Here is an 11,702-nt window from a genome sequence, read left to right as displayed (position 1 = left end):
GGAAAATCATCAAAAAATGTGTCCTTCATGGAAAGACACAAAATTTTATGAATTAGGCTTGATTTTTATTATCTAATTTTTTTATTGACTAAATAGTTAAGTAGTTATATAGTTAAGCTACTTAAATAAATTGGAGGTTCTTATGGAAGTTCAAGATGAAGTACTAGATTTATTGTTTGATCTAACATATAAAGTCACGAACTATGTTCGAAATAACCGTCATTGTAAAGATGGGCCTAGAATTAAAGATGTGATGTTGTTTAAAACGATTTATAAAGCAGAGAATCATCAGATTACAATGAGTGAACTGGCAAATATTCTCGGTGTATCTCCAGCAGCTGTATCGCAGATGATTGCTGGATTTGAAAAGAAGGGCCTGCTTCAAAGGGTGCATTCGAATACGGATCGTAGAACGGTCTATATTCAAATTGTTCCAGAGGCAATCGACATGTTTCAAAAGCGTATGGATTCCCATATAGCTAATGTTTATTCATATTTAGATTATCTTGGGCCATCTGACTGTGCGCATTTAAGAGATATTTTAAAAAAGACAGCTCATTATATGGAGGAAAATAAAAAATGACAAAGATTATGAAATATTTAAAGCCATATTGGCTATCCATTGTCCTTGCCCTTGGTTTGTTGTTTGGACAAGCCACATGCGAACTGACAATGCCGGATTATATGCAAAACATTGTCAATACAGGCATTCAAAATGGAGGTATTGAAAGTGGTGTCTATGAACAGGTTCGTGAAAGTACATTCAATTCGTATGTAATGTTCGCAACCGATTCCGAAAAAGATTTAATGACATCTTCTTATAAATTGGTTACACCAAGCAAGGCAACTAAGGAAGAAAAAACGAGAATTCCAGCCTTGAAAACAGAGAATGTATATCTATTAAAAGATATCAGTGAAGAAAAGGAAGAAAAGCTTTCTTCCACTTTGACCCTACTTCAAATGACAATGGTAGAAGTGAGTAAGGATGCTAAAGAGAACAATGTACAAATACCTCAACTACTTATGATGAATGGTATGGATACATATAGAAAAGCTGCAAAATCCGAGATTTCCAAACTCGGAGATTCGACAGTAACAAGCATGAGCTCACAATTTTTAAAGAAGGAATATAGTGATCTAGGTATGGATATGGAAAAGATCCAACAAGACTATATTATCTATTCAGGACTTAAGATGTTAGGTTATGCCCTAGGCAGTGCTGTATGTGCAATTCTAGTTGGTTTCTTGGCAAGTCGTATTGCGGCCGGTTTCTCTAAAGATTTGCGTGAAGCCGTATTTGAAAAAGTGACGCATTTCTCGAATGAGAACCTAAATACATTTAGTACATCAAGCTTAATTACACGTACCACAAATGATATTCAACAACTACAGATGACGGTGGCAATGTTTTTAAGAATTGTCATGTATGCACCTATTATTGGTGTTGGAGCCATACTACACGTCATTGAGTCTGGAGCGAATATGACTTGGATTCTAGCTTTATGTGTCGTGATTATTTTAAGCGTTGTATTTGCGATCTTTATGATTGTTATGCCAAAATTTAAGATCATGCAGAAAATGATTGATAAGATGAATAGCGTTGTACGAGAATTATTAGATGGAATGTTAGTCATTCGTGCGTTCAACAATGAGCATCTTGAAGAAGCTAAATTTGATAAAGCGAATAAAGACATTACTTCTATTTCTTTATTTACAACACGAGCTATGGCATTTATGATGCCAATCATGATGTTTTTAATGAACGGTACTACACTTATGATTCTATGGTTTGGATCCAAACAAGTGGATGCCGGCATCATTCAAGTTGGTAGTATCATGGCCTTTATGCAGTATGCGATGCAAGTCATTATGGCCTTCTTAATGATTACCATGGTTGCGATTATGCTTCCTCGTGCCAATGTCAGTGCTTTACGTATTCATGAAGTATTAAGCAGTGATATTACAGTAAAAGATAAAGAGAATACGAAAGATTTCTCATCCAATATGCGAGGTGTTGTATCCTTTAAAAACGTATCTTTTAGATATCCAGGTGCTGATGAAGATGTTTTAAGCCATATTAGCTTTGAAACAAAGCCAGGAGAAACGACTGCCTTTATTGGAAGTACAGGATCTGGTAAGTCGACATTGATCAACTTAGTACCAAGATTCTATGATGTGACAAGTGGATCTATTTGTGTGGATGGTGTTGATATTCGAGATGTCAAACAAGCGGATTTAAGAAGTCGCATTGGCTATGTTCCACAAAAAGGTATGTTACTATCAGGAGATATTGAATCCAACTTATTATATTCAAAGAAAGATGCCAATGCAAAAGACATCGAGTCTGCTTTATCTATTTCTCAAAGTACGGAGTTTGTTTCTAAAAAACCAGAAGGCATTCACTCTGAAATTAGTCAGGGTGGTACAAACGTATCGGGTGGACAAAGACAAAGACTATCGATTGCGCGTGCCATTGTGCGTAAACCTGAAATCTATATTTTTGATGATAGCTTTAGTGCATTAGACTTTAAAACGGATGCCAAACTTCGTGAAGCTTTAGCTGCTTCTTGTAAAGAAACAAAGAGTACCGTACTCCTTGTAGCCCAACGTATTTCGAGTATTTTACATGCCGATCAAATCATTGTACTCGATGAAGGGAAAATGGTTGGAAAAGGAACACATGCTGAATTGATGGAATCTTGTGATGTGTATCAACAAATCGCATCGAGCCAGTTGACAAAGGAGGAACTTGCCAATGTCTAATCAGAAACAAAACAATCGTCCAAGAGGTCCAATGGGCCATGGTATGCGTGGTGGCGGCGAAAAGGCAAAAGATTTCAAAGGTACAATGAAGAAGTTGTTCAATTATATCAAACCTTTTAAATTTACTTTCCTAATTGGAATTCTTTGTGCCGTTGTCTCCGTATGTATTATGGTCATTGGACCTAAGATTCAAGGAAATATTATTACAGAAATAGCCGAAGGCTTTATGAATAAAGTACAAGGCAAGGGTGGCATTGATTTTGATGCGATCAAAAAGACGTGTGCCTTATTATTAGCTATCTATGCCATGAGTACAGCCTTCTCGTATCTTCAAGGCTGGTTGATGAGTGGTGTATCCAATAAAATGGGCTATCAGCTTCGTAAGGAAATGAACCAAAAGATTGATAAACTTCCACTATCTTACTTTGATAAAAATAGTCATGGAGATATTCTTTCAAGATTTACTAATGATGTAGATACCCTAGTTCAATCTTTAAACCAATCTTTATCCACGATGGTATCAAGCATTGTACAAATTATTGGCTTTCTAGTGATGATGTTAAGTATATCTTGGAAAATGACATTAATGGCTCTTGTTGTGATTCCACTCAGTATGATTCTAGTGATGGTTGTTGTGAAAAAGAGTCAACGCTACTTCAAGGCTCAACAAAAATCGTTAGGTTTAGTCAATGGACATATTGAAGAGATGTATGCAGCACATACAATTGTGAAAGCTTTTAATGGGGAAGAAGATTCTTTAAAATCGTTTAAAGATTATAATAATCAATTGTATACAAGCGCATGGAAATCCCAGTTCTTGTCAGGTTTAATGATGCCATTGACAAACTTGATTGGTAATATTGGCTATGTCGGCGTATGTATTCTAGGCGGTTATTTAACGATTCATGGTGAAATTGCGGTGGGTGACATTCAATCGTTTATTACGTATACACGTAACTTTACGCAACCAATCTCACAAATCTCACAATCGATGAATATGTTACAGAGTACGGCAGCGGCTGCAGAGCGTGTCTTTGAATTCTTGGCAAGTGAAGAAGAAGTTGCTGAAGTACAAAATCCAGTTGTATTCGAAGATGTACAAGGCCAAGTAACTTTTGAGAATGTATGTTTTGGATATGATCCAAATAAGATTGTCATTAACAATTTTTCGATGTATATCAAGCCAGGCCAAACAACCGCTATTGTAGGTCCTACAGGTGCAGGTAAAACAACGATTGTCAAATTATTGATGCGTTTCTATGAGTTGAATGCAGGCGCTATTTATATTGATGGCCATAATATTACGGACTATACAAGAAGTGGTTTACGTAATATGGTTGGTATGGTATTACAGGATGCCTGGTTATTTGAAGGAAGTATTTTAGAAAACTTACGATTTGGTAGACCCAACGCAACCGATGAAGAGGTCATGAAAGCTGCCAAAGCTGCGCATGTCGATCACTTTATTCGTACATTAGATCATGGTTATGATACCGTACTGAATGAAGCTTCTAGTAATATTAGTCAAGGACAACGACAATTATTAACGATTGCCCGTGCTTTCTTGGCAGATCCTAAAATCTTGATTTTAGATGAGGCCACAAGTAGTGTGGATACACGTACAGAAGTCTTGATTCAAAAGGGAATGGATGAGTTAATGAAGGGTCGTACAAGCTTTGTGATTGCGCACCGCCTATCTACGATTCGTGATGCGGATAATATTATCGTGATGGACCATGGAGACATTGTAGAAGTGGGAAGCCATGATGAATTGATGAAGCGTAATGGCTTCTATACGAAGTTATATAATGCACAATTTGAAGAGGCCTAAGCTATGCGTAAGATCATAGTGGATTTGAATGTAGTAAAAGATAATGAATTTCCAGTGATGTATGAAATGTTTGGATTAGACGTACAAAATAAATCGTACGAAGATTTTGAAAGAAGACTTCTTCAAATGTCGATTGAAACAATTATTGAAGTAAAGAATCGACAACAAAATCTTACATCTTGTGCCAAATGGATCTTTATCTTAGAGGATATTCAACAAAAAAGTGATTGCTTTTACTGTATATGGGGTGTTTAACATCCCATTTTCTCTTAAATCGCTTTCTTTTTGAATTGGATTCATATATAATAAAAACGTGTTAAGGAGTGTGAAATTATGAAAGACATTACCGAAACAATGACATTTACTACGGAAGAGATTCGTCGTGAAAATATCAAGATGATTCTTCGTGAAGTAAGTGATGCTTTGGAAGAACGTGGTTATAATTCAGAAAATCAGATTGCTGGTTATTTGATTAGTAACGACCCTGCGTATATTTCTTCTCACAAGAATGCTCGTAACTTGATCCAAAAGATTGAACGTTATGAAATCATTGAAGAACTTGTACGTGCGTATTTAGAGAAATAATGGATCGTATCATTGGTTTAGATCTTGGTTCAAAAACATGTGGTGTATCGATTTGTGATGCGCTTCATATTACGTGTCGAGCTTTAACGACTGTGCGTTTTGAATCAGATGATTATGATGCTTGTTTAGAAGAAGTTTTAAAGCTATTAAAAGAAAATAAAGTCAAAGAAGTAGTTTTAGGCTTGCCAAAGCACATGAATGGAGATATCGGAATTCGTGGTGAAATATCTTGTGAATTTGCCAAGAAATTAGAGTCTTCGGGTATTACAGTTCATCTATGGGATGAGCGACTAACAACGGTTGCGGCCGAAAAAATCTTACTACAGGGGGATGTTTCTAGAAAGAAACGTAAAAAAGTAATTGATCAGATGGCTGCCGTTCAAATTTTACAGAGTTTTTTGGACAGACAAAACGGGGGATTCTAGATCCTCCTTTATTTTTGAAAGGAAAAGTATATTTATGTTAGATTCAAATAGTTTATATGTATATGATGAAGATGGAAATGAAAAAAAGATGACCATCTTATTCACTTTTGACAGTGATGAAACGGGATGCCAATATGTGGTTTTCCAAGATCCAGACAATGATGAGGGCGAAGTATTCGCATCTCGCTATGACGACAAAGGTCAGTTGATTCCTATTGAAAGCGATGCCGAATGGGAAATGGTAGAAGAAGTAATCAACACGTTTGTTGAGGACGAGGAAAATGCCGACTAGGCGAAAAGTCAATTCTGTAAGAGTTGTCCTATTAGTCGTTGTATTCATTTTAATTATCGCCGGTCTTGGTTCGATTTTTGTCGTAAAGACAGGATTATCAAGTACGGGCAACGGGGATAAGGAAGTAGTGTTTACCATTGAAAACAATGAGTCAATTGATTCAGTTTTAGAGAATTTGAAAAAAGAGAATCTGATCTCAAATGCGAGTGTTGCCAAGCTTTATGCCAAGGCAACTCACAACACAAATTTTGTGGCAGGTACTTTTGAATTGGATAATGGCATGAGCATAAAAGATATTTTGTCTACCATTCAAGATAGTACAAAACTTAAGAAAGATGCTCTTGTCTTAAAAATACCGGAAGGCAAATGGGCCAAAGAGATTGCGGCTGAAATATCAAATTTATATGATGGAAAGTATTCTTCAGAAGAAATTTTAAATCAATGGAATGATATTTCTTATATTCAAACGCTCGCAAAGGATTATTCCTTCTTAAATGTAGATGATTTAAATAATTCCAACTATAAAGTGAAATTAGAAGGTTATTTATTTCCTGACACATATTTCTTGGAAAAAGATGACTCTCTTGATGATATTACACGTGTAATGTTAGATCGTTTTGATGTGATGTATAAAGAGAATAAAAAGGCATTTGATAAAAGTGACTTATCCATCCATCAAATCATTAGCTTGGCAAGTGTCGTTCAATTTGAAGCAAGTGAACCTGGTGATATGGCTAAAATTGCCGGTGTTTTCTACAATCGTTTAGATCAAGGTATGAAACTACAATCGAGTGTAACGGTTTGTTATGCATTATATGATGATTTCAATGATCCAAAAGATTGTGAAACCAATCCAGAAATTGATTCGCCATACAATACGTACTTACATGAAGGCTTACCAGTTGGACCGATTCTAAATCCGGGAGAAGAGGCAATTCAAGCAGTACTTAATCCTAATAGAGAAGATGGATACTTATTTTTTGCAGCAGATATCCATCATAAGAAAAATGGGGAAGTCCAATATTCAAAAACATATGAAGAACATTTACAGATTTGCGAAGAATTAGGATTAAATCTGTAACAATGTTTTGCATAATTTAAGGATTATGTTATAATTTTTTGTGCTAAATACAAGGAGTGATACCACATGGCAAATGAAAAATTTTACGTTACCCAAGAAGGTTATAATGATTTAGTCAATGAACATGAAAACCTAGTTCATAAAGTTCGTCAGGAAGTTATCGTTGAGTTGCAGGAAGCTCGTGCACAAGGTGACTTGTCTGAAAACGCCGACTACGATGCAGCCAGAGAACACCAGGCTCAAGTCGAAGGTCGTATTCGTGAATTAGAGGCAATGATCAAAAATGCTGAAATCATTAGTGAAGCCGATAATGCGGAAGATAAAAAGACAAAGAATGTTGTAAAATTGGGATCTACTGTTAAAATCTTAGATTTATCAGACAACCAAGAAGTAACATTCAATATCGTGGGTACAATTGAAGCGGATCCATTCAATGGTAAGCTTTCAAACACAACACCACTTGCAGAAGTCATCATGGACCACAAAGTTGGAGATGTATGTACTGTAAGACGTGTTGAAGAACCATATGATGTAAAAATTCTTGAAATTAAATAGAAAAACATCAAAAAATTACGTATAAGAGAAGGGTGATATTTATGAAACGAACTCTTCTCTTTTTTTGGCGCAATAAATTTGGATGGGGTTATGTGAATTTGCTCTCCAAGAATTTAAGGGGCGGCATATACCCCAAAACGGTTTATAGCTGATATTGGGCTCAGACAACATTTTAAACTGGTTCGAAAGTCAAGGACAAATATCTGACAGTTCTTGTTAAATGAGTGTCACAAAATAGTGATGCTCGTTTTTTTATGCTTGTAATTTATATGTTGTTTGCGCGACGAAAGGAAGTCCTGATTTTTGGACTTTTTTCAATCTGAGATTTATGATTTTTTTAGATTTTAGTATAATGCGTCAATGTCTTTATAATAATCAAGTTGTGTATGATTCTTCCAGTTCAATGGATCTTTCAATTGTTCCTTGATTTCATCGGTTGCTTCATTGTAGTAGAAGCGCAAAGCGTCATCGATTTTTCGAAGTACATCTTTTATCTTCGCTAATTGATTTTCCACAAGTTGAAGCTGTTTGTCCCATTTCTTCTTTTCGGATTTCATTTTCTTTTTGTCGCGTTTTATGATTTCAAGCGGGTCTGTAAATAATCGAGACTGTTGTTCATTGATTTTTTGACGTTCTCTTTTCAATTCTTTTTTCTTTTCCTGCATCTCTAGTTTTGCTTCAATAATTTGTTCAAGCGACATCAGTTCTGTAGCTTCTATTCCATAGTAATTGTCCAATGGATATTGTCCTGTTACTTTGTATGTATAGAATTCACTTGGAGAAAGGGCTGCAAGGTTTTCCTGATAACGTTCATTATTGTGCATATTTATATATCCGTTGATCAATTGTTTTACAGTATCCAGATTTTTACATCTTGCGATAATGTCGATTATTTCAGTTTTCATGCGTCCAAAAAAAGATTCCATGGGTGCATTGTCCTGGCTGTTACCTCTTCTTGACATGGACTGGATAAAGTCATTTTCATTTAATAATTGTTTGAATGTAGTTGAAAGGTACTGAGAGCCCTGATCACTGTGACAGTATACTTCCATATCTTTTGGAAATTCACTTTTATGATCATCCATCATATTGTTGAATGCTTCCTGAATAAGAGCCACATCCATTTTACTTGATACAGCGTGTCCAAGTATCTCTGTTGTATAGGCATCTTTAAAAGCACACATATAGGCAGGTGTGCGATAGTAACCATAATGAATATAAGTAATATCAGTAAGAATAACTTGTCTTATCCCTAGTTTAAAATTGCGGTTGACCAGATTTGGCTTGGCCATACATTCATGGTGATGTGTAGCCTGGCCTTTATAGGCATCTTTTTTAGGAAGCTGTGCCGTAATCTGCATCTTTTTCATGATTTTTGACGTCCTGGATATACTGATCTTATAGTTGAATCTTCTAAACATATGGCGACGGAATGTTCTTTTACCAGGGACAAACCCCAATCTTCTAATGATACGTTTAAAACAGCGAATCACGTAGCTTTCATCTTTTCTTTGAGCTGCTAGCTTTCCGTTTCTGTCTTCTTTTCGTGCAACATAGTTATAATATCCTGTACTGCTGATACCGAACATCTTGAAAACCTTTGTGTTCGTGTATCCATTCTGTTCTGCTTTTCCTCTTTTTATATAGTCATATGCCATGTAGAATTTATCATCTTTTACTTCTTGACGTTGTACGATGAGTATATCTCCTCCAATATGGATGGCATTTTTTTTGAAATTCTACGTAATCTTCCAAATATCTGATACGAGCTTCCTGATACGCTACTTTTTCTTCAAGACTCATTTCAGGCATTTCTTCAATTGGAACACTTCCATCAAAGTTATCTGCTTTTGGTTCAAACTCGCCATTTCTAGCCTTTTGTCTTGCTCGTTTGGCTGCAGACTGCGCACAGTCTTTTCCAAGTGTTTTGGTGTCGAATCCCAATGATTCATAGGCTTCGATAGCTGTCATTCCTTTTTCTAATTGTTTATAAAGGGCAATATAAAAATCCTTTGTATAAATGAATGCGTCCATCTTTTCTGTAAGTTCTGCAACGAATTTATTGTCTGCATGTGCAATGACCGCATCACGATGTGCTAATCTTTGTGCTTCTGTCTGTTTCTTCTTTTTCTTTTTTACTTGAGCCATAATTCCAATTTCTCCTGTGTAAAGGCACCGAGCTCAACTGCTCGTTTTAATGCCTTTATTCCTGCTTTTTCCATCATCTTATCATATTTTTCCTGTTCGATTTCCATATATTCTGAATATTCACCATCCGACATTGAATAAAGATATTTTTCATAGTCTACAGGAGTCATTTTATTACGTGACCATTGAGGGCGTTCATAATTGTAGTAGTATACATATTCATCGACTGTTTTCCTCACATCTTCAGGAGTGGAGCATTTAGAGAAGTCACACTCATCCTTCATATGTCCAAAGTAGGATTCCTGACTGGAATTGTCCCAGCAGTTGCCTCGACGTGACATAGATTGTTCATAGCCAAGTTCTTTTAGTTTATTTTGGAATACATCGCTAAAATAAAGTATCCCCTGATCCGAGTGGAAAAGAGTGTTTTCAGTGGAATCAAGGCAAGCTATTGTATCTGTAGCCAAACTCAAATCATTAGCGGATGAAGTGACATGATTCACGATTCTGCCTGTGACTGCATCCTTTATACATGAAAAGTATTCTGTTTTATTTGTACTGTATTTTAAATAACTCACATCCGTAAGCAGTATCTCATTAGGTCTTGCCAGACGGAATCTTCTTTTTAATAAGTTTGGTTTTCGATTATTCTTCAAATTCTCTCTATTCGTTTTCAATTCAGGACGTTCCTTGCGCACAGTACATACACAGCCATACTTTTTCATCAGTCTAAGAATCTTGGCTCTTCCAAAATGAACACCACACATTCCAGGAAGCATCATATAAATGGTACGTGAACCTTTCTTGAATCCTTTATAATCCATAACTGTCTTTATATGTTGAAAATCAATCTCATCCTGTTTGTCCTTCATGCCATAGTTGTCATTTGAAAGAATCGAATAATAGGATGACCTGGATAATCCAATCTTTTTAAGAATCGATTGAACAGAATAATCGTATCGGTCATGAGGAAGCTCCTTGATCCATTTACACAACACTTTCTTCTGTTCGAAGGTATAATGTGGAAGATTGTTTCGCAATCTGTTGAAATACATTAAAGACAGTTTCTCTAAAGCTCGCATCTTATTATATTGAACGCGAAGTTTGAAATCCGAATCAATCTCATCTAAGACACTCAAAGATTCAATATTCCATTTGTTCAATTCATTTTGTATTCTGTTACGCACACTAATAGGTAGATCAGATCCATTGATTTCAAATATGCCAAGAACCTCATCAATAGGAAGTTCTTTGAATTTATAGGCTTCATTATAAAAACTATTATTAAGAACAAATTGTTTAGATGTACACCTTTTAACATATGGATGAAGGATATACTTATTTATAATATCTGAATCAAATTTTTCATTATGTGGATTTATGTCTTCAAGAAGATTTTTTAACTTGTAGATTCTTTGATAACCAACTCTTTTAGGATCCAAGCCATAAGATTCCAGCTGAGATTCGATGGAAATTTCAGGATATTCTTTATAGACTTGATCAATAAATTCAGAAGTAAATCGAACACCTCTTCTAGATTTAATAAAAACATCTGAATCAATTAAAAATGAGTCATCGTACTTGTCTATATTTTGTGCATTAACCTTAAAAATTTTATTTTTCCCTCCGGATGGTCTTCCATTACCAATAAATCTATAATGCATCTTTTTACTAAATGTACTACCTAGTAAAGAACGACTAAATCCAAATGACTCCAATATTTTTCTAAGTTCAGATAAGCCGGGATTTACAATCCACCTATCATATACTATGCACCGAAACTCATAGGTGAATGTAAGCCTGTCTTCTCGAATGTTTTTTACATAAGGTGATTTAGACAATGCATCTATTTCTTCCTTTGAAAATCTCTTATTATTCGACATATACATTTTGAAACAACGAAAAAAAATACCCACAAGTGAGTATCACAACTGTCACGTTGTTGTCCTCCTTATGGGTACCATTTTATTTAGTTGTCTGGGTCCATTTTTTCAACCATTTTAATGCTTCCGTCATCCTTGT

General features: G+C 35.5%; 12 protein-coding genes. 9 read left to right on the top strand and 3 right to left on the bottom strand.

What is annotated here, in order from left to right; all coding sequences use genetic code 11:
* Positions 1-142: 142 nt before the first annotated feature.
* From NE544_RS10860 to greA, 9 genes are all read left to right on the top strand, one after another.
* Entirely contained in the window at positions 143-583 is a 441-nt protein-coding gene (locus tag NE544_RS10860; RefSeq protein ID WP_256269337.1) for a MarR family winged helix-turn-helix transcriptional regulator, read from the top strand.
* Positions 580-2,763, top strand: coding sequence for an ABC transporter ATP-binding protein (locus NE544_RS10855; RefSeq protein WP_256269336.1), 2,184 nt, complete (start codon positions 580-582; stop codon positions 2,761-2,763). Before NE544_RS10860 ends, NE544_RS10855 begins: the two co-directional genes overlap by 4 nt.
* The gene (locus NE544_RS10850) at positions 2,756-4,594 is read left to right on the top strand and encodes an ABC transporter ATP-binding protein (RefSeq protein WP_256269335.1); all 1,839 of its coding nucleotides are present in this window, start codon (positions 2,756-2,758) and stop codon (positions 4,592-4,594) included. The genes NE544_RS10855 and NE544_RS10850 overlap by 8 nt, the downstream gene beginning before the upstream one ends.
* Positions 4,595-4,597: 3 nt before the next feature.
* Complete coding sequence (locus NE544_RS10845; protein ID WP_256269334.1) at positions 4,598-4,849, top strand: hypothetical protein; 252 nt, start codon at positions 4,598-4,600, stop codon at positions 4,847-4,849.
* 78 nt (positions 4,850-4,927) lie between these two features.
* The gene (locus tag NE544_RS10840; protein ID WP_117573013.1) at positions 4,928-5,179 is read left to right on the top strand and encodes an IreB family regulatory phosphoprotein; all 252 of its coding nucleotides are present in this window, start codon (positions 4,928-4,930) and stop codon (positions 5,177-5,179) included.
* The gene (gene ruvX / locus NE544_RS10835) at positions 5,179-5,604 is read left to right on the top strand and encodes a Holliday junction resolvase RuvX (protein ID WP_117926599.1); all 426 of its coding nucleotides are present in this window, start codon (positions 5,179-5,181) and stop codon (positions 5,602-5,604) included. Before NE544_RS10840 ends, ruvX begins: the two co-directional genes overlap by 1 nt.
* A 34-nt stretch (positions 5,605-5,638) precedes the next feature.
* Positions 5,639-5,896, top strand: coding sequence for a DUF1292 domain-containing protein (locus tag NE544_RS10830; protein ID WP_227991773.1), 258 nt, complete (start codon positions 5,639-5,641; stop codon positions 5,894-5,896).
* Positions 5,886-6,977, top strand: coding sequence for an endolytic transglycosylase MltG (mltG, locus tag NE544_RS10825; protein ID WP_256269333.1), 1,092 nt, complete (start codon positions 5,886-5,888; stop codon positions 6,975-6,977). Before NE544_RS10830 ends, mltG begins: the two co-directional genes overlap by 11 nt.
* A gap of 66 nt (positions 6,978-7,043) precedes the next feature.
* Positions 7,044-7,532: a transcription elongation factor GreA gene (gene greA / locus NE544_RS10820; RefSeq protein ID WP_227991775.1), complete on the top strand. Its 489-nt coding sequence runs from the start codon at positions 7,044-7,046 to the stop codon at positions 7,530-7,532.
* Positions 7,533-7,876: 344 nt separating this feature from the next.
* On the opposite strand, the gene NE544_RS10815 is transcribed toward greA, so the two are convergent.
* Genes NE544_RS10815 through NE544_RS10805 form a run of 3 tightly spaced genes read right to left on the bottom strand, consistent with a single transcriptional unit; the run spans position 7,877 to position 11,569 of the window.
* Positions 7,877-9,190 (bottom strand): IS3 family transposase, encoded by a 1,314-nt coding sequence (locus NE544_RS10815; RefSeq protein WP_256269332.1) that lies wholly within the window; start codon positions 9,188-9,190, stop codon positions 7,877-7,879.
* A gap of 10 nt (positions 9,191-9,200) precedes the next feature.
* The gene (locus tag NE544_RS10810) at positions 9,201-9,680 is read right to left on the bottom strand and encodes a hypothetical protein (RefSeq protein ID WP_118320800.1); all 480 of its coding nucleotides are present in this window, start codon (positions 9,678-9,680) and stop codon (positions 9,201-9,203) included.
* A complete protein-coding gene (locus tag NE544_RS10805; RefSeq protein WP_256269331.1) occupies positions 9,668-11,569 on the bottom strand; it encodes an IS3 family transposase in 1,902 nt (633 codons plus the stop codon). Before NE544_RS10805 ends, NE544_RS10810 begins: the two co-directional genes overlap by 13 nt.
* Positions 11,570-11,702: the final 133 nt, after the last annotated feature.

Source organism: Holdemanella sp. MSK.7.32 (genome assembly GCF_024460475.1).
Taxonomy (GTDB): Bacteria; Bacillota_I; Bacilli_A; order Erysipelotrichales; family Erysipelotrichaceae; genus Holdemanella.
The sequence above is the reverse complement of the archived record's forward strand: the minus strand, read 5'-3'. Positions and strand labels throughout refer to the sequence as shown.

What these genes read in the sequence shown, in the direction of transcription:
- NE544_RS10810 (WP_118320800.1), bottom strand. Translation starts at nt 9,680, where the DNA reads ATGGCTCAAGTAAAAAAGAAAAAGAAGAAACAGACAGAAGCACAAAGA.
- NE544_RS10830 (WP_227991773.1), top strand. Translation starts at nt 5,639, where the DNA reads ATGTTAGATTCAAATAGTTTATATGTATATGATGAAGATGGAAATGAA.
- NE544_RS10805 (WP_256269331.1), bottom strand. Translation starts at nt 11,569, where the DNA reads ATGTATATGTCGAATAATAAGAGATTTTCAAAGGAAGAAATAGATGCA.
- NE544_RS10845 (WP_256269334.1), top strand. Translation starts at nt 4,598, where the DNA reads ATGCGTAAGATCATAGTGGATTTGAATGTAGTAAAAGATAATGAATTT.
- mltG (WP_256269333.1), top strand. Translation starts at nt 5,886, where the DNA reads ATGCCGACTAGGCGAAAAGTCAATTCTGTAAGAGTTGTCCTATTAGTC.
- NE544_RS10840 (WP_117573013.1), top strand. Translation starts at nt 4,928, where the DNA reads ATGAAAGACATTACCGAAACAATGACATTTACTACGGAAGAGATTCGT.
- NE544_RS10850 (WP_256269335.1), top strand. Translation starts at nt 2,756, where the DNA reads ATGTCTAATCAGAAACAAAACAATCGTCCAAGAGGTCCAATGGGCCAT.
- greA (WP_227991775.1), top strand. Translation starts at nt 7,044, where the DNA reads ATGGCAAATGAAAAATTTTACGTTACCCAAGAAGGTTATAATGATTTA.
- NE544_RS10855 (WP_256269336.1), top strand. Translation starts at nt 580, where the DNA reads ATGACAAAGATTATGAAATATTTAAAGCCATATTGGCTATCCATTGTC.
- ruvX (WP_117926599.1), top strand. Translation starts at nt 5,179, where the DNA reads ATGGATCGTATCATTGGTTTAGATCTTGGTTCAAAAACATGTGGTGTA.
- NE544_RS10815 (WP_256269332.1), bottom strand. Translation starts at nt 9,190, where the DNA reads ATGGCATATGACTATATAAAAAGAGGAAAAGCAGAACAGAATGGATAC.
- NE544_RS10860 (WP_256269337.1), top strand. Translation starts at nt 143, where the DNA reads ATGGAAGTTCAAGATGAAGTACTAGATTTATTGTTTGATCTAACATAT.